Origin of the sequence: Acidisoma sp. (assembly GCF_035492295.1) — a bacterium.
Lineage (GTDB): Bacteria > Pseudomonadota > Alphaproteobacteria > Acetobacterales > Acetobacteraceae > Acidisoma.
This window is the reverse complement of the sequence record NZ_DATJJK010000190.1, coordinates 1-19,418: the sequence shown is the minus strand read 5'-3', so window position 1 is coordinate 19,418 and position 19,418 is coordinate 1. Positions and strand designations below refer to the sequence as shown.

The following is a 19,418-nucleotide window of genomic DNA, read 5'->3' as shown; positions in this document are numbered from 1 at the left end:
AGACATGTTCTTAAGAGCGAAGATCTTGCCTTATAGGGAAGCCATGTCTCTCTCTTCGTCTCTGCCCCCGGTCCGGTGATGGCTACCGAAATCCAGCCGGCCATTCGCCCCACAGGCTCTCCCGTTGCGCGGGGCGGATTGCGCGAGATCCTGGTCACCGTCGTCTATACGCTGACCGCCTATCTTATCGTCGGTCTGCCACTGGCGGCCCTGCCACCCTTCGTGCATGGCGCGCTCGGTTTCAGCGCGGTCCTCGCGGGGCTTTCCGTCAGCGTCCAATACCTCGCGACCTTCCTCACCCGCGCCCCTATCGGACGGATGACGGATACGGTCGGCCCGAAGCAGATGGTGATCTTTGGCCTCGGCGCCTGTGTTTGCAGCGGCCTTTTCACCGTCGCGGGTGGCCTCGTGGCACCTGGGCATCCTGCGTTGAGCCTGACCCTTCTGCTGATCGGCCGTCTCTGCTTGGGCGCTGGGGAAAGCGGTGTTTCAACCGGGGCGATCACCTGGGCGATCGGGCGGACGGCGCCGAACCAGAGTGCGCGGGTCATCTCCTGGAACGGTATCGCGACCTATGGCGGCATCGCCTTCGGCGCCCCCATCGGCATCCTGATCCAGTCGCTGATCGGCTTCTGGGGCATCGGCCTGGTGATGGCGCTCGGGGGGCTGATTGCGCTGCCTTTCGCCGCGCGTGGCCCGGTTATCCGTCGCGCTTCCGGCGTTCAGATGCCGATGCGAAGCGTGCTCGGCAGGGTGCTGCCGCACGGCGTGGCGTTGGCCTTGGGTTCCCTTGGCTTCGGCACCATCGCCTCCTTCGTCACGCTGTTCTTTGCCGGCCGCCATTGGGCGGGGGCGGCGCTGGCGGTCACGGCGTTCGGCCTCTTCTTCATCCTGGCGCGCCTGATCTTCGTGAACAGTATCGCGCGGGAGGGTGGATTGCGGGTTGCTTGCGCCTCTTTCGCCACGGAGGCGCTGGGGCTGATCATCCTGGGCCTGGCACCGTCGCCACTTATCGCCGTGGCCGGCGCGGCACTGACCGGCTTCGGCTTCGCGCTGGTCTTCCCGGCGCTCGGCGTGGAGGCTTTCGCGCGCGTGCCGGCGACCAGCCGGGGAGCGGCACTCGGCGTCTTCACTGTTTTCCTCGACGTCGCCCTTGGCGTCACCGGGCCAGTCGCGGGCTTCCTCTCGGCCGCCTACGGCTACGCGTCAATCTTCCTTCTGGCCGGTGTCGCTGCCATCATCGGCGGGGGAATCGCGGTCGCCCTTGGCGCCCGGCTTGCCCGGCCGAAGACTGCCTAGATTTCTGAATGGGGCCTGATTTACGGTTCGGATTGAGTGCTCCCGCGATTCAATCCGAACCGGAATCCGCCTTGTGCGCATCGTCTGCTCCGGCGCGGCCGGCGGCGATGGCAAAGGCCGTATTCACGACGGCCACATGGGTGAAGGCCTGCGGGAAATTGCCAAGCTGACGGCCGAGATCGGGCGCATATTCTTCGGCCAGCAGGCCGAGATCGTTCGCCAGGCCGAGAAGCCGTTCGAACAGCGCCGCTGCCTCGTCGATCCGGCCCTGATAGGCGTAGTTGTCCGCGAGCCAGAAGCTGCAGGCCAGGAAGACGCCTTCACCCGGCGGCAGCCCGTCCTGGCTGATACGGGTATCGTAACGCTGCACCAGCCCATTCACGACGAGACCCTTCTCGATGGCGGCGACCGTGCCTTTCATGCGCGGGTCGTTGGCTGAGACGAAGCCGGTGCGGGGGATCAGCAGGAGGCTCGCGTCCAGCTTGTCGCTGTCATAGACCTGGGTGAAAGCGCCCAGTTCCTTGTTGAAGCCATGTTCGAGGATTTCGGCGCATAAGGCCTCGCGGTTTTCCCGCCAAACGTCCAAGGGCGCTGCGAAGCCGTGGTTCTCCGCATCCTGGATCGAACGATCGAGGGCGGCCCAGCAGCCGATCTTGGAGAAGACGAAAGGCTGGCGGCCGCTCCGCACTTCCCAGATGCCGTCGTCATTGTCGCGCCAGATGACGCAGAGATGGTCGGTCAGCGCACGCTGCAGGCCCCAGCCGTCCGGCTGGTCGGCGAGGCCGAGGCGCCTGCCCTCGGAGAGGACGGACATGACCTCGCCGTAGATATCCAGCTGCAACTGGCCGGCGGCCGCATTGCCGATGCGGACCGGGGCCGAGTTTTCGTAACCCGGAAGCCAGGGCACTTCCCATTCGTCCAGCCGACGCTCCCCGGCGATGCCGTACATGATCTGGATCTGGTCGGGCATGCCGGCGGCGGCGCGCATCAGCCAGTCCCGCCAATCCTTCGCTTCGCCGAGATAGCCGGCGCGGAGCAGGGCACCGAGGGTGAGTGAGGCATCCCGCAACCAGCAATATCGGTAGTCCCAGTTCCGGCTGGAGCCGATCTGTTCCGGCAGCGAGGTGGTGGCGGCGGCGACGATGCCGCCCGTCGGCACATAGGTCAGCGCCTTGAGCGTAATGAGCGAGCGGCGCACCTGTTCGGTCCAGGCGCCCGCGTAATTCGAGGTTTTCGACCAGTCCTCCCAGAAGGTGACGGTTTCCTTGAGGGCGAGATCGGCGTCCGGTCGGTCCGGCAGGTCGAAATGGGACGGGTTATGGACCAGGATGAAGGTCTGCCGGTCGCCCGCGCTGAGGGTGAAGCGCGCTTCGGTCGCCAGATGTTCGCTGACCAGCGGCATCGAGGAAAAGAGCGTCACGCGGTCCGGCCCGCAAATTGCCTGCAGGCCGCTCTGGTCTCCCAACCCGATGACCCAGGGAATGGCGCTGCCGTAATCGAAGCGGAGCGTGAGATCGAGCGCCATGTCGACCTGGCCCTCGAGCCCTTCGGCGACCCGGATGATGGTGCTGTTGACCGAGCCGATGGGCATGAAATCCGTCACCATCACGCGGCCGGTCTCGGTTTCGATGATCGTGTCGATGATCACGCTGCCGTCGCGATAGGAGCGGGAGATGCGCGCCCCCGGTTCGGCAGGCGCCAGGCGCCAGCGCCCATGCTCCTCCGTGCCGAGAAGGGCTGCGAGACAGGCGGCACTGTCGAAGCGGGGCAGGCACAGCCAGTCGATCGAGCCGTCGCGGCTGACGAGGGCGGCGGTCCGGCAATCGCCGATCATGCCGTAATCCTCGATCTTGGGATGGGTCGCCGTTGCGGCTGCGGTATCGGGCATAAGGCTCGGGTCTCCTGGCGGTGGGTGGCTGGCCCCGCTGGGGGCCGGCGTCGACGCAGGCCGGATCTTGGGTCGTTTGTCGCGTAGTGAACCGCCTCCCGCGCAGGGGAGCAACCCGGGGGCGGCTATTCGTCGCCGGGCACGCCGTAGGACGGTGCATCCGAGGGGTTCAACGCCCGCGTGACATAGGCCTCCATCTGCGGTTTCCAGACCTCCCAGAGCAGACCGAGTTCGGCGATCGGTGCATCATGCCAGTCGATGCGCAGATCCGCGATGGCCCAAGGCACGTCGCCGAACAGCAGCATGCCGGCGGAGCGGATCGGCCCGGCCTCGCCCCCCGCCGCGAGCCCCGCCGCCATGCCAGCGAGAATACGGTCCCCGAGCGCCTGACCGTCTGTGGCTTCGAAGGCCCTGACGATCGCGCGGGGGACGCTGGTATTCGCCAGCAGATTGCCGGCAGAGACGACGTGCAATCCCTCCGCCTCGGCGTGAAGACCGAGCGTCTGGATGCCGGAGAAGGCCGCCGTGCGGCCTCGTGCGTCGATCACGGTCAGCTGGCGATGAGCGGCATGCGGCGCGGTCGCGGCGATGATGTTCCGCGCCTCGGGGCCGCTGGCACCGAGGGCGAGCAGGTCAAGCGCCTGGCGACCGAGCCGTGGATCGGTCACGTTCTGGCTGGTGACGGCACCGATCCCGGCCCGGCCATGGGCGCAGCGGGCGGCCACGGCGGGGGACGAGGAGGCGACGGCCACGCCGAAACGCCCGGTTTTCGCGCAACGCGCGGCGATCGAAAATGTCATCTGTCATACCTGTCGCCTTGACCCGGATCGCGCAAGCATCCTCTTCTGCACCCACAGCACAGAGAGACCCCCGAGCATGAGCGGCACCGCCGGCACCAAGCCCATTCGTCTCGTCATATCCGATGTGGACGGCACGCTCGTCCGCCACGACAAGAGCCTGCATCCGGAAACGATCAAGGCCGCGCATGAGTTGAAGGCGGCCGGCATCACCCTGTGCCTTGTTTCGAGTCGGCCGCCGCGGGGCGTGGAAATGTTCCTCGGGCCCCTGGGCGTGACCGCGCCCCATGCCGGCTTCAACGGCGGGCAGATCGTGGCCGGGGACAACAAGACCATTATCGAGGAGCTCTCGATCCCCGAGGAGGCGGCGCGCGAGGCTGTGGCGCACATGACGGAAGCGGGGCTCGACGTCTGGGTCTTCGCCGGTGCCGGCTGGTATGTGAAGGCGCCCATCGGCCCCTATGTCGAGCACGAGGCGGAGGTGACGCGGAACACCTACACCGTGGTCGAGGATTTCTCGCCCTATCTTTCGATCACCAACAAGATCATGTCCTCGTCGAAGGATTTCGATCTCGTGGGCCGGGTGGAGGGCGATCTGCAACAGCGCTTGGGTAACCGTGCCTCGGTCAACCGCTCCTCGAGCTATTATTGCGACGTAACCCATGTGGACGCGAACAAGGGCCATGCCGCATTGGCGCTCGCCAAGATCGTGGGCGTGACGCCACAGGAGATGGCCTGCCTGGGGGACATGAATGTCGATATCCCGATGCTGAAGGTTGCCGGACTTTCCATTGCCATGGGCAATGCGGCGGAGAGCGTGAAGGCGGCGGCCATGGTGGTGACCGGCACGAATGACGAATCCGGCTGGGCGGACGCCGTCCGCCGCTATGTGCTGAAGACGTAAAGGAGAGGCCGCCATGCGCGCCATTGGTTACAAAACGCCCCAGGCGATCGAGCATCCCGAAGCATTGGTCGATGCCGAATTGCCGAAGCCCGAGGCGCAGGGCCGCGATCTGCTCGTGGAAATCCGCGCCGTCGCCGTCAATCCCATCGATACCAAGGTCCGCAGGCGCGGCGGGGCGCCGGATGGCGGCTGGCGCGTGCTCGGCTGGGACGCGGCCGGTGTGGTCGCGGGCATCGGGCCTCAGGTGACGGGCTTCGCGGTGGGCGATGAGGTTTTCTATGCCGGCGCTTTGGAGCGCCAGGGCACGAATGCCGAATTCCATCTGGTCGATGAGCGGATCGTCGGCCGCAAGCCCCGGAGTATCGGCTGGGCCGAGGCGGCTGCCCTGCCGCTCACCGCCATCACCGCCTGGGAGGGGATGTTCGACCGCTTGGACGTGCGGCGACCGGTGCCCGGCGTGGCGCCGATGATCCTGATCATCGGCGGCGCGGGCGGCGTTGCCTCCATCGCCGTCCAGCTTGCCAAGAAGTTGACCGATCTCACCGTCATCGGTACCGCCTCACGGCCGGAGACAGCGAAGTGGGTGAAGAGCCTCGGCGCCGATCATGTCGTAGACCACGCCAAACCCCTGGCCGAGGAGGTGGCGAAGCTCGGCCTCGGCGCGCCGGGCTTCGTCTATTCGACAACGCGGACGGATCTGCATCTCGCGGCGATCGGGGATCTCATCGCGCCGCAGGGGCGTTTCGTGCTCATCGACGATCCTGGCCCGCTCGACGTCTCGCTCTTCAAGCGCAAGAGCGTCTCGACTCATTGGGAGCTGATGTTCACCCGCTCGATGTTCGGGACGGCCGACATGGCGGAGCAGGGCGTGCTGTTGAACGAGGTTGCCCGGCTTGTGGATGACGGTGAGATCCGCACGACGATGGGCGAGCATTATGGCGTGATCAACGCCGAGAACCTTCGCCGCGCGCATGCCATGGTGGAAAGCGGCAAGGCTGTCGGAAAGATCGTGCTGGAGGGATTCGAGGGCTGACACGCAATCGGCGCATCGAAGGTTTCCGGCCCATTACGATCACGGAAAGTGCCGATATGATCAAAGCCTGTGGCGCACCGGACTCGGTTAGGACCGAGGACGGGTCCGCCACAGCGCAGATACCGTGAACCAGCGAAATCGACTTTCTGCAATTTGGCGTTATGCTGACATCAGGATAGTCCGATCCGGGGCTGTACAAAGGATTTGCCTCGTGTCGGAGAATTCAGCGACGATGCCCCGTCCACTGGACGCTGCTGAGAAAGCCCGCTTGCGCACGTTTCAATCCTCGCTGCGCATGCGCGCGGTGTGGCAAGTGGTTTCGACCTTCGGCCTTTATGTAATGCTAACCGCTGCCATGTATGCGCTGGCGAGAGTTTCGCTATGGCTGACGCTGCTGCTGGCAATTCCCTATAGCGGGCTGATGGTCCGCATCTTTATTCTTCAGCATGATTGCGGACATAACTCGTTTTTTGCCACCCCCCTGCATAACCGGATTCTCGGGCGTGCGTGCAGTCTGGTCACGCTGACGCCCTTTGCGTGGTGGCGACGGGTGCATGCGCGGCATCATGTCACGTACAACAATCTGGACCTCCGCGGCTGCCCGGCGGATTTTTACACGGACTGTCTGACGTTGGCCGAATATGAGGAATTAAGCCGGTTTAAGCGTCGGGTATATCGCTTCAGCCATCATCCGGTTCTTATCCATCTGCTGCAGCCGCCGTTGGTCTTTCTCCTGCTGCAACGCCTGCCTTTCGATACGCCGGCGTCCTTTGCGGCGGAGCGGCGGAGTGTCTATGGGCTGAATCTCGGCCTGCTGGTCATGTTTGGCACCCTGATACATTTTTTCGGTCTTAAAACAGTGCTTCTGGTGCATTTGCCGGCGTTACTGCTCGCTTCAATCATCGGCATCTGGCTGTTCTCGGTGCAGCACAGGTTCGAGGCATCGCAATGGTTTCCCAAAGCGGATTGGACGCAGGCGAGTGCCGCCTTGCACGGCACGTCCTATTTGAAATTGCCGCGGCTATTGCGTTGGTTCAGCGCTGATATCGGTACCCACCACGTCCATCATCTGCGCCCGTCAATCCCGAATTACCGGCTGCACGAATGCCATGAAGCCTGCCAGCAGACGATGGCGGCGGTGACCACTCTGACCATCACCGAAGCGCTGAAAACGCCCAGCTTCGCGCTGTGGGACGAAAATCGCCGCCGCATGGTACCGTTTCCGGCGCGATAAGGTGTTCGGTCACGCCACCCAGGGCGGGCAGACCGCTTCCTACCCCGGGCGGCCGCCCGGTATTGGGTTCTCCCCCTAAACCAAACTCTCCACCACGCGGCCGAGGAAAGCATCTCCGGCGGCGAGTTCATCCCGCGTGATGAACTCGTCCGGCTTGTGGGCGCGGCTGATCGAGCCCGGCCCGCAGACCACCGAGGGCAGGCCCAGCATTTCGCGGAACAGCCCCGCCTCGGTTCCGAAATCGAGCTTCGTGAAGGCTCTGCGGCCGCCGGCCGCGGCGGCCAGGGTGACAGCCGGCGAGTCCTCGGGTTCGGCGAGGCCGGGATAGAGATTGGTGACCGTGATCTCGATTTCGCCACCGCGTGCCCCTGCGACAAGGACCGCGCGGGCGCGCAGCCGCTCCAGAAGCGCCGCGTGGTCTTCGCCAGCCGGAAAGCGGATCTCGAAGGCGAGTTCGGCTTCGGCCGGCACGATGTTGAGCGCCGTGCCGCCCTGGATGGTGCCGACCTGCGCCGTGCCATGGGGCACGGCATAGGCGGCGTCCCGAACGCCCTCGGCCGCGAGCCAGGCGGCCAGCCCCTCGACTTCGGCCACCATTGCGGCGGCGATGCCGATGGCATTCACGCCCAGGCCCGGATTGGCCGAATGCGCGGCCCGCCCGCGCACGGCAATGCGTGCCGCGAGCTTTCCCTTATGGCCCGTCGCGATGACCAGATCCGTGGGCTCGCCGACGATACAGGCAGCGGCCTGAAACCGTTCGTCCGCCAGCGCCCGGAGCATGGGGCGGACGCCAACGCAGCCGATCTCCTCGTCATGCGACACCAGAAGATGAAGCGGGCGGGTGAGGGGCAGCCGACGCGCCTTTTCGGCCGCCGTCACCATGCCGGCGAGAAACCCCTTCATGTCCACGGCACCCCGTGCGTACAGCCGTCCCTCGCGCTCAGTGAGCGCAAAGGGGTCGCTGCTCCATGCCTGGCCGGCGACAGGCACAACATCGGCATGGGCCGAGAGCACGATGCCGCCCGGCCCCTCAGGCCCCAGCATTGCCCAAAGGTTGATCCGTTGAGCATCCGTTCCGGGCATCACGCGAAGGCGCGCGCCGGTGGCCGTGAGCCTCGTCTGCAACCAGCCCATGAGGTCGAGATTGGGACCGGTGGCCAGCGTGGGGAAGGAGACGAGTTTCGCTAGGGTATCGATCGTGTCGGTCATGTCCGGTCCTCTAGCACGGCGCCTTCGTGCTGCGGCATGGGCATAAAGCCCTTCCGAGTGACCCGCCCCCGAGCGCATGCTGGAGTTGGAACGGTTTTTGCGTGAGGCTACGGCATGCAATTCGACAAAACATTCTCATCTGCCGATGGCGCCGCGAGTGGTGTTACGGTCCTGGAAGCCAAGGCGGCGTCACCCGTGCGCCGAGTGAAGAAGGAGCGCGGCTTCGTCGACCGGGCGCTGACGCCGCGCGCGCCCATCTCAGCGCGCGCAAGCCTCTTCGCCGGCATCAGCGTTTGGATCGTGGTGCTCGCCGGCTGGTCCTGCCTCACCTATGGCGGCGTGATGCCGGACATCTTCCTGCCCTCGCCGACGGCGGTGATCGAACGCGGCATTTCGATGATTTCGGATGGCACGCTCTGGCCCAATATGTGGGCCTCGATCGAGGTCATCCTGCTCGGCTTCCTCATTTCATCGGTCGTGGCCGTGCCGCTCGGCCTGCTCATGGGGACCTTCCGCGTCGTTCAGGCGGCGCTTGAGCCGCTGGTCAATTTCATCCGCTATCTGCCGGTCACGGCCTTCGTCCCGCTGTTCATCCTGTGGATCGGCCTCGGCCTCAGCCAGCGCGTCTCCATCATCATCTTCGGCACATTCTTCCAGCAGATCGTCATGATCATGGACGTCGTCCGCAGCGTGCCGGACGATATGCTCAACGCCTCCTACACGCTCGGCTCCTCGCGGCGGGACGTGTTGACGCATGTCATCCTGCCGGCGGCCAAGCCCGGTATCATCGACACCCTGCGCATCACCATGGGCTGGGCCTGGACCTATCTCGTGGTCGCCGAACTCGTGGCCGCCGATAGCGGCCTCGGCTATATGAGCATGCAGGCGATGCGCGGCTTCCAGGTGGACAAGATCTTCCTCGCCATCGGCATCATCGGCATCCTCGGCCTCATCACCGATACCTGCTTCCGTATCCTGCGCGCCCGCTGGGCGGGGTGGGCGGCATGATCCCGACCAGGGCGGACATTCGTTCCTGCACCATCGGCGGGCCGCTGCTCGAAGCCCGTTCGGTGGAGCTGCGCTACAATACCGGCAACAATTCGGTGCTCGCGCTCGACCATGTCTCGCTCGACGTGCGGGAGAAGGAATTCGCCGTCATCGTCGGCCCCTCGGGCTGCGGCAAATCGAGCCTGCTCTATCTCGCGGCCGGCTTGCTCGACAGTACAGGTGGCGAGATCGAGGTCGGCGGCGAGGAAGTGACCGGCCCGGGGCGCGACCGCGGCATGGTCTTCCAGGCCTATACGCTGTTTCCCTGGCTGACGGTCGCCGAGAACGTGGAATTCGGCCTCAAGCGCCGCCGCATGCCGGCAAAGGAACGCCAGGAGATCGTCTCCTATTATCTCAACGAGGTCGGGCTCTCTCAATTCGGCGGCCATTATCCGAAGCAGCTTTCCGGTGGCATGAAGCAGCGCGTGGCCATCGCCCGCGCGCTCGCCAACGATCCGAAAATCCTGCTCATGGACGAGCCCTTCGGCGCGCTCGACAGCCAGACCCGCGCGACCATGCAGAAGCTCTTGCTCCGGGTCTGGGAGCACAGCCACAAGACCGTGCTTTTCGTGACGCATGACATCGACGAGGCCATCATCCTCGGCGACCGCGTGCATGTGATGACGGCGCGGCCCGGCCGGATGAAGGCCGTGGTCGACATCGACATTCCGCGACCCCGCTCGCTCGATATGATGCTCGACCCCGACTTTATCGCCATCAAGCGGCAGATCATCGGGCTCCTGCATGACGAGATCGACGAGGACCACTGACGCTCGCACGCCCGCGGGAGTCCCCGCGACGTTCCACCTTCGGCCCTATCGTGACTGTTCAATCAAGGAGAGGACTGCGATGAAGACCTTCAAATGGCGCCGCTACGCGGGTGCGGCCATGGGCATCGTGCTTGCCGCGGCAGCGACGCTCGGCACCGCGAAGCCGGCCGAGGCGGGCAAGCTCAGCCTCTCCATGACCGTCTGGGTCGGCTACGGCCCGATTTTCCTGGCGCGCGACATGGGCTTTTTCAAGAAGCGCGGCCTCGACGTCAATCTGCGCATCGTCAGCGATTCCGCGCTCTCCATGGGCGCGATGGCGGCGAACCAGATCCAGGGCACCGCGGTGACGCTGGACGAAATCCTGAAATACCGCTCGCCCGAATTCTGCTTCAAGACCGTGATGGCGCTGGATGACAGCGCCGGTGCGGACGGCATGGTGGCGGGCAAGGACATCACCAGCATCGCCCAGCTCAAGGGCAAGAAGATTGCCATGAACGAGGGCTCCACGAGCCAGTTCTGGTTCAACTACCTGCTCGCCAAGCAGGGCATGACGCAGAGTGACTTCAAGGTCGTCAACATGACCGCGGACGATGCGGCCGCCGCCTTCATCGCCGGCCGCGTGCCCGCCGCCGTCACCTGGGAACCCAACCTCTCCTTCGTGAAGGAGCACGACAAGGGCAAGGTGCTGGTTGACAGTGCCTCGACGCCGGGCGTGATCCTCGATGTTCTCATCCTGCGTTGCGACACCATCAAGAACGATCCGAAGGATGTGCAGGCGCTGGTCGACGGCATTCTCGAAGCGGTCGACTACACCAAGACGCATCAGGACGCGGCCTATGCCGATATGGCGAAGAGCGTCGGCGGCTACCTGTCCAACCCGAAGGATTTCGCCGCCGCCGCCGGCGGCGTGCATTTCTACACGGGCGCGATGAACAAGGCCTATTTCGGCTCCCTGGCGCAGCCGGGTCCGGCCGCGGGCGTGATCAAGCTTGGCCTCGAGATCTGGGGCAAGCTCTCCAAGATCAAGATGCCGATTACCTATGCCGACGTGATCGACCCGAGCTTCATCGACCAGAAGTAAGCGCTCTCAAACAAAAAAGCGCCGGAGGGGAAACCCTCCGGCGCTTTTTTGTTTAAGCCTTTGCTTCGGCTCATTCAGCCCTTGGCGCGGCTACGTATGCTGCGGCCGAGGCCGCCGTCGGGCTTGGCGAAGCGTGCCTTGCGGGCGGCAAAATCCGGCCGGTCGCCGTCACGGCCGTCACGGCGCGGCGGGCGGCTGCGGGCGAAATCGCCCCGCGGACGGGCGCTCTCCTGCGTCGGAGGGCCATCGGCCTGCTCGATGCGGATTTCGTTCTCGCCTGCGGTCTCGAGAGCGGCGACGAAATCCTGTACCGCTGCAGCGGTAATCTGGAAGCGCGTCTCGCTGTCAGCGATGCGAATGGCGCCGACATCCTTCTTGGTCACACCGCCCAGCCGGCAGATCAGCGGCAGCAGCCACTTCGGATCGGCCTTCTTGCTGCGGCCCACGCTGGTGCGGAACCAGACCATGGGCTCGCCGTCATTCTCGTAGAAGGCGGCGCGGGGACGCTCGCTACGCTCGAAGCGGCCAACCGGCTCGCGGCGTTCACGATCACGCTCGCGGAAGCCCTGGCGGGGCTCCTCGAAGCCCGGCCTTGCGCCTTCGATCTCCGCCGGGACGGGGAGGGACTGGCGGCGGAGGCGGATGAAGGCGGCGGCCATGGCTTCCGCGCCGTAGCGCTCGGCCATCTGGTAGGCCAGTGCCGCATCCTCGTCCGAGGTCGGTTCGGCGATGATCGCATCGTTCAGCAGCCGCGCGCGATCTTGCTCATGGATTTCCTGCGCCGAGGGCGCCGTGCTCCAGCGCACCGCCACGCCCGCGGCGGCCAGCATCTGCTCGGCCCGCCGGCGCCGGCTATGCGGCACCAGAAGGACGCAGATGCCCTTGCGACCCGCACGCCCGGTGCGGCCGGAGCGATGCAGCAGCGTCTCCTTGTTGGTCGGCAGATCGGCATGGATGACGAGGCCGAGTTCCGGCAGGTCGATGCCCCGGGCGGCAACGTCGGTCGCGACGCAAACGCGCGCCCGGCCGCTGCGGATCGCCTGCAGGGCGTTGTTGCGCTCCTGTTGCGAGAGCTCGCCGGAAAGGGCGACGGTCGAGAAGCCGCGGGCATTCAGCGACTCGGCCATGGCGCGGACACCGTCGCGCCGGGCGCAGAAGATGAGGGCCGGGCTGTCGATGAGGCGCAGCGTATTGACGGTCGCGGCCTCGGCGTCCCGTGCGTCGATTTTCATGGCGCGGTATTCGATGTCGGCATGCGGCTGGCTGCGATCCACCGTGTCGATGCGCAACGCGTCGCGCTGGTAGCGGCGGGCGAGCATGGCGATGTCGCGCGCGATGGTGGCCGAGAAGAGCAGGGTGCGACGCTCGGCGGGTGCGGCGTCGAGAATGAATTCCAGCTCCTCGCGGAATCCGAGGTCGAGCATCTCGTCTGCCTCGTCCAGCACCACGACCCGCAGGTTCGAGGGGTCGAGCTGGCGGCGTTCCAGATGGTCCTTCAGGCGGCCAGGGGTTCCCACGACAATATGCGTGCCGCGCGCAAGGGCGCGGGCTTCGGTCCGTGCATCCATGCCGCCGACGCAGACGACCACGCGCGCATGCGCCTCGGCATAGAGCCAGGTGAGTTCGGCGTGGACCTGCTGCGCAAGTTCCCGGGTCGGCGCGATAATGAGGGCGAGCGGAGCGCCCGCCGGCGGCAGACGGCTCTCTTCGCCAAAGAGGCTGTCGGCGAAGGCGAGGCCATAGGCCACGGTCTTCCCCGAGCCGGTCTGGGCGGAGACCAGCAGGTCGCGGCCGGTCTCTGCCGCCAGGATCGCGGCCTGGACAGGGGTCGGTTCGGCATAGCCGCGCGCTTCAAGGGCCTGCGCCAGAGGGGCGTGGGGGGTCGGAAAGGGCATATTCGATCGGGGATCCGCTGAGTGGGAGCGCGCTCCTTAGCTTAAAGCCGCCGTGTTTTGCGAGCGATTCCGCGACAGGGGAGGGGTGCGTCCGGCAACGGACGGCGGGTCTGCTGCGGCAGGCACGTCCCCCTTGTCCTGCAGCCAGAAGGATGGCTTTGCATGAACGAGGGGTTGGCGGCGCCGCAGCAAAAGGATTACGAGAATGGTCATGTTGGAATTCTGGCTCTGTTTGCCCCCGGGGGGCGCCTGATGTCCGCCGCGTCAGCACCGGCCGTGCCGCCTAACGCGGCGGGCGGAGAGGTCGCGCAGCTCTCCTTCGAGGAAGCGCTCGCCGAACTCGAGAAGATTGTTCGCGGCCTGGAAAGCGGCCAGCAGAAGCTGGAGGAGGCGATCACTGCTTTCGAGCGGGGTAGCGCCTTGCGCCGGCATTGCGAGGCGAAGCTTGCCGAAGCCGAGACGCGCATCCAGGCGATCGTCGAGCGGGCCGACGGCGCGCTCGCCACCCGGTCGATCGACTAACGGTTATGAACAGAGTGGAACACGGATGAAGCGAGTGAGCGAGCAGGCAGCCAAGCTTGCCGACGTCATGAAGAAGCGGGCGCAGGAGATCGAGCATGCGATCGACGTGCTGCTACCGCTGCCGGACGGGCAGGAGAAGCGGCTGATCGAGGCCATGCGCTATGCTGTGCTCGGCGGTGGCAAGCGGCTGCGCGGCTTTCTGGTGATGGAGGTAGCGAGCCTTTTCTCCGTTGCTCCAGCCTGCGCTGCTCGCGTCGCGGCCTCGGTCGAGATGCTGCACGCTTATTCCCTGGTGCATGACGATCTGCCGGCGATGGACGACGATGATCTGCGCCGCGGCCAGCCCTCCTGCCATAAGGCCTTCGACGAGGCGACCGCGATTCTGGCGGGCGACGCGCTGCTGACCCGCGCCTTCGAGGTGCTGGTCGATTCCGACACCCATTCCGATTCGCAGGCGCGCTGCGAACTGGTCGCGGCCCTCGGTGCCGCCGCCGGCGCGCGCGGCATGGTCGGCGGCCAGATGATCGACATGGTCTCGGAAGGCCGTGCGCTCTCTGGCCCGGAAGTGACCCGCCTGCAGGCGCTGAAAACCGGACGGCTGATCCAGTACAGCGCCGAGGCCGGCGCCATCCTGGGCCGTGCCCCGGCGCAGCAGCGCCACCTGATCGCGGCCTTCGGCCGGGATCTCGGTGCCGCCTTCCAGATCGCCGACGACATCCTGGATACGGAAGGTACCGAACAGGAAATCGGCAAGACCGTCGGCAAGGATGCCGCGGCCGACAAGGCCACCATGGTGTCCATCATGGGGCTGGACCAGGCCCGCGCGCATGCCGCCATGCTGGCCGAACAGGCTGCCAACTATCTCGCAAGTTTCGGCGAGCGCGCGCAGACTCTGGCCGCCCTCACCGACTTCGTGGTTTCGAGACGGAGCTGACGCCCATGCCCCCGCACACACCGCTTCTCGACCGCGTCCGTATTCCGGCCGATCTCCGCAATTTCTCGGCCGATCAGCTGGCCGAGCTCGCGCAGGAGCTGCGCTCCGAGGTCGTCGATACCGTCTCCGTTACCGGCGGCCATCTCGGTTCAGCCCTCGGAGTCATCGAACTCACGGTCGCGATTCACGCCATTTTCGACACGCCGCGCGACCGGCTGATCTGGGATGTCGGCCATCAGGCCTATCCACACAAAATTTTGACCGGCCGACGGGACCGCATCCGCACGCTGCGCCAGCCGGGCGGTCTGTCCGGCTTCACCCGCCGTTCCGAGAGCGAATACGACCCCTTCGGCGCCGCCCATTCCTCGACGTCCATCTCGGCCGGTCTCGGCATGGCGGTGGCGCGGGACCTCAAGCATCCGGAGAGCGAGCAGCAGGTCGTCTGCGTCATCGGCGACGGCTCAATGAGTGCCGGCATGGCTTATGAGGCGATGAACAATGCGGGCTCGATGAAGAGCCGCCTCGTCGTCATCCTCAACGACAATGACATGTCGATCGCGCCGCCGGTCGGGGCCATGAGCGCCTATCTCTCGCGCCTTATCTCCTCTCGCTCCTTCCTCAGCTTGCGCGATCTCGCGGCCAAGATGGCGAAGCGCTTTCCGCGCTCCATCGAGCGCACCGCGAAGCGGGCGGAGGAATATGCCCGCGGCATCCTGACCGGCGGCACGCTTTTCGAGGAGATGGGCTTCTATTACGTGGGTCCGATCGACGGTCACAACATGGACCACCTCCTGCCGGTGCTGCGCAATCTGCGCGATGCCGAGGAGAGCGGGCCGGTGCTGCTCCATGTCGTGACCCAGAAGGGCAAGGGCTACGCCCCGGCTGAAGCGAGCCCGGACAAATATCACGGTGTCACGCGCTTCAACGTCGTGACCGGCGAACAGGGCAAGGCACCCCCGGGGCCGCCGAGCTTCACCAAGGTTTTCGCCAAGGCCCTGATCGCCGAAGCCGAGCAGGACTCCGCGATCGTTGCCGTGACCGCTGCGATGCCATCCGGCACGGGGCTCGACGCATTCGCCAAGAAATTCCCGACCCGTACCTTCGATGTCGGCATCGCCGAGCAGCATGGCGTGACCTTCGCCGCCGGCATGGCGACCGAGGGGATGAAGCCCTTTGTGGCGATCTATTCCACCTTCCTGCAGCGCGCCTACGACCAGGTCGTGCATGACGTGGCGATCCAGCGCCTGCCGGTACGCTTCGCCATGGACCGCGCCGGCATGGTCGGAGCCGACGGCCACACCCATGCCGGGGTCTATGATCTCTGCTTCATGGGCTGCCTCCCGGGCATGGTGGTGATGGCGCCGTCGGACGAGGTCGAGCTGATGCATGCGGTCGCGACCACGACCGCTATCGACGACGGGCCAAGCGCCTTCCGCTATCCGCGTGGTGAGGGCTTCGGCCTGGATCTGCCGGAGCGCGGTTCCGTGCTCGAACTCGGCCGTGGCCGCGTGATGCGGGAAGGCTCCAAGGTCGCCATCCTCGCCCTCGGGCCGCGTCTTTACGAGGCGATGAAGGCGGCGGACGAGCTGGCCGCCCGCGGCCTCAGTACCACGGTCGCCGATGCGCGATTCATGAAACCGCTGGATACCGGGCTGATCTCCCAACTCGCCCGCCATCACGAGGTGCTGATTACCATCGAGGACAATGTCTCGGGTGGCTTCGGCGCGGCCGTCATGCATCACATGGCGCTCAACGGCCTGCTGGACGGCGGCGTCAAGGTGCGGCCGATGGTGATCCCTGATCGACTGATCGACCACAACACGCCGGCCGGCCAGTCGATCGACGCGAAACTGACGGCAAAGGATATCGTGGAGATGGCGCTGTCCGCGCTCGGCGTGGCGAGCAGTTCCGGCGCGGCGGTGCGCGCCTGATGTCCACCCCCGTCCTCGACAAGACGCGCCTGTTCCGCAACGCCCTCGGCTCCTTCGCCACGGGGGTCACGATCGTCACCGCGCGGTCGGCGGAGGGCGCCGATGTCGGGGTCACCGCCAATAGCTTCAACTCGGTTTCGCTCGATCCGCCGATGGTGCTCTGGAGCATCGGCAAGAATTCATCGAGCCTCGCGGCCTTCATGGAGGCCGAGCGGTTCGCCGTGCATATTCTCGCCGCCGAGCAGGAGCATCTCTCCGGCCGCTTCGCGAAATCCGGCACCGACAAGTTCGCGGGCCTGGAGATCGTCCGCGGCCATGGCGACGTGCCGCTGCTTCAGAACTGCGCCGCGCGCTTCCAGTGCCGCGTCGCCTTTCGTCATGAGGCGGGCGATCACTATATTCTGGTCGGCGAGGTCGATGAGTTCGACCATGACGACCATGCCCCGCTTGCCTTCCATAGCGGCCGCTACGGCTTGTTCGTCCGCAACGAGCCGCCGGCCGCGGCCGAGGGGGCGGCGCCGCCGCTCCTCGCCGAGCTGCTGGTCCGCGCGGAGGATGCGCTGCTTCGCCGCGTCGAAGGGGCCATGGGCGAATCAGGCCTCTCTCTTGCCGAATACGAGGTGCTGCGCAGTCTGGTCGATCTACCGCTCACGCTGGAAGATCTCGAGGATTGGGCGGGTCCCGCGCAGGAGATTCCCACCGTCGTCCTGGTCGAGGATCTGGCCGAGCGCGGCCTGCTCGATGCGCCCGAGGGCGGTGCGGTTTCGCTGACCGATGCCGGGCGTGATGCGCTGGCTCGTGGCACGGCGGAAATCGCGGCGATCGAGGGAACGGAACTCGGCGGGCTGACGCCGCATGAGGCGCAGCTGCTGCGGCGCTTCCTCAGCCGGATCGCGGCCTCGGCCGAAGACTGAGATCCAGACCCTGCCGAAGTGAAAAAGGCCCCGGGCATTTGTCCGGGGCCTCTTTCGTTCAATCAGCCGAAAGCTGGAGGTTGAGCGCTGACTGGGCAGCGCGCAGATTGGGGCCCAGCAGCCCCGCGACGGGCACCGGCTTCACCGGCGCCGTGGTAATCGTCAGCGTCTTCGGATCGGCGATGAAGGCGCCGATCTGTTGGCCGGCATCCGCCTGATCCGGTACCACCGCCGCCGCCATGAAGGAGGCGGCGGTGCGGGCGCCGCTGGTGATCTGGGCCTCGCTCTGCCCGGAGCGCTTGGCCATCATGACGATGATCTTTTGCACCAGGGTCTGATTGGTGAAGCTGAGCTTGGCGTGGCCGATGCCGATCTGGCTGAGCACCGTCATCGGATCGGCGCTGTCCGTTACGCTGCGGGGCAGGTTGGCGAACTGGCCGGAGAGAGAAAGGCTGCCGAGCCCTGCCGCGGTCAGCACGACATGGTCGAGGGTCGATGAGCCCGTCGTCTGGTCGAAGCTGCCCGCCTCGTCGAAATCGAGCACGAGCGTCTCAATGCCGAGCGGCTCCAGCAGACCCTGCAGCGACGGGCTGATGGAGGCGGGCAGGCTCAGCCCCTGCAACGAAAATTGCGTGGCGAGTGGGTTCGTGCCGCTGACGCTTTCCTTGAGCGCCTGAAGCGTGACGGTCTGGTTCCCCGGCAGATGGGCCGCGACCTTGGCAACCTCCATGCCGCCGAGCTTGACCTCGCCCGTCTGCACGGCGGTGATCCAATCCTCCGGCGCGAGGTCGGCGTCCTTGGCGAGCAGGCCGCTGGCGTCGAATTTCGTGAGCTGCATCTGGCCGACGCTGACCGTGGCCTGGTGCGGGCTGGTCACGGACCAGTCGTTGAGCGCGAAATGCGCCAGGCTGCCGGCCTGATAGCCGCTGACCGTGATCTGGCCGAGACTGCCGCTGGTGCCGGTCTCCTTGTCGGAGAAGGTCAGTCCGCCGAGTGAGAAATTGCTCAGCGACACGGCTTCGGCCGCGTCCCTGCGGAAAGCATCGGTCTGGCAATGCGCGCCCGTCGGCGAGAGTGCGAAGGGACGAGCGGCAAAGCCATCGAGCGTCATATGGTCGATGCTGCTGCTGCCATGGCTGCCCTTGGTCACGAAGCCGCTGATTTCGGCGTGGCCGATCAGCGGGCGCAGTCCGGTCCAGCTTGCCGCATCGATCGTGTAGCGCCCGGTATCGAAGACACGGTCAAGCCCGCCGAGGTCGATCTGCTCTGCCGCGAGCGTCGCTATCCGGTTGCCCTGACGGTCGGCGAAATCCCGTGCGCTTGCCTCGCGCAGCTTGCCGTCGTCGTAACCGGTGGCGGAAACCGCGGCGAGGGTGGTGCCGTTGTCGTCCGCGATATCGGTCGCGGCGATGGAGCCGGCGGAGAGCAGAGTGCCGTCAGCGGTGGAGCGCAGCCAGAGCGGCGTCGTCGGCGGGCTCGGCAGGCCGGGTGCCAGGAAGGCCGCGTCTTTCACGATGGCATGGCTGACGGTGATGCGATGGCCGCCGCGCCACGCGTCCAACTCGGTCACATTGATGGTATCGGCATGCAGCGGGTTCGCATCACTGCCCTCGCCGGACAGGTGATGAAGCACCGCGCGGTGGACCGACAGGAAGGGCTGGCCATTCTCTGCGATGGCGAGGCCGGTGAGCCGCAAGGTGCGGGTGAAGACATTATAGTCAAGCTGCTGGTAGTGACCGGTCGCTCCCGCCGGAAGGGCGGCGAGGGTCTGCTCCACCCGGAGCCGGGCTTCATGCTGGCCCCAGAGCTGCGCGCCGCCGGCGATAGCCGCCAGTAGCACGATGGCGGACGGGATCGCGATCTGAGTCTTCGAGAGTTTCACGGTCAGGCCCTTCCTCAACGTCCTGCCTCTTCTCATCTGGCGGAGAGAGCGGCGCAAGAGCCCTCGGGCAACGGGAAA

At 66.0% G+C, this 19,418-nt stretch carries 16 protein-coding genes; 11 read left to right on the top strand and 5 right to left on the bottom strand.

Annotated features, from left to right (window positions below; genetic code table 11):
* The first annotated feature begins 78 nt into the window (after positions 1-78).
* Positions 79-1,299 carry an MFS transporter gene (locus VL752_RS14150; RefSeq protein WP_325356338.1) on the top strand — a complete coding sequence of 407 codons (1,221 nt, stop codon included), beginning with the start codon at positions 79-81 and terminating at the stop codon, positions 1,297-1,299.
* A gap of 49 nt (positions 1,300-1,348) precedes the next feature.
* On the opposite strand, the gene VL752_RS14145 is transcribed toward VL752_RS14150, so the two are convergent.
* Together VL752_RS14145 and VL752_RS14140 are read right to left on the bottom strand one after the other, a co-directional pair.
* Positions 1,349-3,187: a glycoside hydrolase family 15 protein gene (locus VL752_RS14145; RefSeq protein WP_325356336.1), complete on the bottom strand. Its 1,839-nt coding sequence runs from the start codon at positions 3,185-3,187 to the stop codon at positions 1,349-1,351.
* Between the two features lie 125 nt (positions 3,188-3,312).
* Positions 3,313-3,987 carry a DUF1028 domain-containing protein gene (locus VL752_RS14140; protein ID WP_325356334.1) on the bottom strand — a complete coding sequence of 225 codons (675 nt, stop codon included), beginning with the start codon at positions 3,985-3,987 and terminating at the stop codon, positions 3,313-3,315.
* A 76-nt stretch (positions 3,988-4,063) separates the two neighbouring features.
* Here VL752_RS14140 and VL752_RS14135 point away from each other — a divergent pair, with 76 nt between their 5' ends.
* From VL752_RS14135 to VL752_RS14125, 3 genes are all read left to right on the top strand, one after another.
* Positions 4,064-4,888 carry a Cof-type HAD-IIB family hydrolase gene (locus VL752_RS14135; protein ID WP_325356332.1) on the top strand — a complete coding sequence of 275 codons (825 nt, stop codon included), beginning with the start codon at positions 4,064-4,066 and terminating at the stop codon, positions 4,886-4,888.
* Positions 4,889-4,901: 13 nt separating this feature from the next.
* A complete protein-coding gene (locus tag VL752_RS14130; RefSeq protein WP_325356330.1) occupies positions 4,902-5,921 on the top strand; it encodes a zinc-binding alcohol dehydrogenase family protein in 1,020 nt (339 codons plus the stop codon).
* Positions 5,922-6,153: 232 nt separating this feature from the next.
* A complete protein-coding gene (locus VL752_RS14125) occupies positions 6,154-7,155 on the top strand; it encodes a fatty acid desaturase (RefSeq protein WP_325356328.1) in 1,002 nt (333 codons plus the stop codon).
* Between the two features lie 75 nt (positions 7,156-7,230).
* Here the strand turns inward: VL752_RS14125 and argE are convergent, their stop codons facing one another.
* Positions 7,231-8,364 carry an acetylornithine deacetylase gene (gene argE / locus VL752_RS14120; protein WP_325356327.1) on the bottom strand — a complete coding sequence of 378 codons (1,134 nt, stop codon included), beginning with the start codon at positions 8,362-8,364 and terminating at the stop codon, positions 7,231-7,233.
* 114 nt (positions 8,365-8,478) lie between these two features.
* Between argE and VL752_RS14115 the strand changes: the two genes are divergently transcribed.
* The 3 genes from VL752_RS14115 to VL752_RS14105 all read left to right on the top strand — a co-directional run bounded on the left by VL752_RS14115 (position 8,479) and on the right by VL752_RS14105 (position 11,262).
* Positions 8,479-9,372, top strand: coding sequence for an ABC transporter permease (locus VL752_RS14115; RefSeq protein WP_325356325.1), 894 nt, complete (start codon positions 8,479-8,481; stop codon positions 9,370-9,372).
* Entirely contained in the window at positions 9,369-10,181 is an 813-nt protein-coding gene (locus VL752_RS14110) for an ABC transporter ATP-binding protein (RefSeq protein WP_325356323.1), read from the top strand. The genes VL752_RS14115 and VL752_RS14110 overlap by 4 nt, the downstream gene beginning before the upstream one ends.
* A gap of 79 nt (positions 10,182-10,260) precedes the next feature.
* On the top strand, positions 10,261-11,262 hold the full coding sequence (locus VL752_RS14105) for an ABC transporter substrate-binding protein (protein WP_325356321.1): 1,002 nt from the start codon (positions 10,261-10,263) through the stop codon (positions 11,260-11,262).
* Between the two features lie 74 nt (positions 11,263-11,336).
* Here the strand turns inward: VL752_RS14105 and VL752_RS14100 are convergent, their stop codons facing one another.
* A complete protein-coding gene (locus VL752_RS14100; RefSeq protein WP_325356319.1) occupies positions 11,337-13,157 on the bottom strand; it encodes a DEAD/DEAH box helicase in 1,821 nt (606 codons plus the stop codon).
* 252 nt (positions 13,158-13,409) lie between these two features.
* On the opposite strand from VL752_RS14100, the gene VL752_RS14095 reads away from it, so the two are divergent.
* From VL752_RS14095 to VL752_RS14080, 4 genes are read left to right on the top strand one after another with little or no spacing between them, the layout of a single operon-like run.
* Positions 13,410-13,679: an exodeoxyribonuclease VII small subunit gene (locus tag VL752_RS14095; RefSeq protein WP_325356400.1), complete on the top strand. Its 270-nt coding sequence runs from the start codon at positions 13,410-13,412 to the stop codon at positions 13,677-13,679.
* A 25-nt stretch (positions 13,680-13,704) separates the two neighbouring features.
* A complete protein-coding gene (locus VL752_RS14090) occupies positions 13,705-14,613 on the top strand; it encodes a polyprenyl synthetase family protein (RefSeq protein ID WP_325356316.1) in 909 nt (302 codons plus the stop codon).
* Between the two features lie 5 nt (positions 14,614-14,618).
* A complete protein-coding gene (dxs, locus tag VL752_RS14085; protein WP_325356314.1) occupies positions 14,619-16,544 on the top strand; it encodes a 1-deoxy-D-xylulose-5-phosphate synthase in 1,926 nt (641 codons plus the stop codon).
* Complete coding sequence (locus VL752_RS14080; RefSeq protein WP_325356312.1) at positions 16,544-17,458, top strand: flavin reductase; 915 nt, start codon at positions 16,544-16,546, stop codon at positions 17,456-17,458. The genes dxs and VL752_RS14080 overlap by 1 nt, the downstream gene beginning before the upstream one ends.
* 58 nt (positions 17,459-17,516) lie before the next feature.
* On the opposite strand, the gene VL752_RS14075 is transcribed toward VL752_RS14080, so the two are convergent.
* The gene (locus tag VL752_RS14075) at positions 17,517-19,340 is read right to left on the bottom strand and encodes a hypothetical protein (protein ID WP_325356310.1); all 1,824 of its coding nucleotides are present in this window, start codon (positions 19,338-19,340) and stop codon (positions 17,517-17,519) included.
* Positions 19,341-19,418 lie beyond the last annotated feature (78 nt).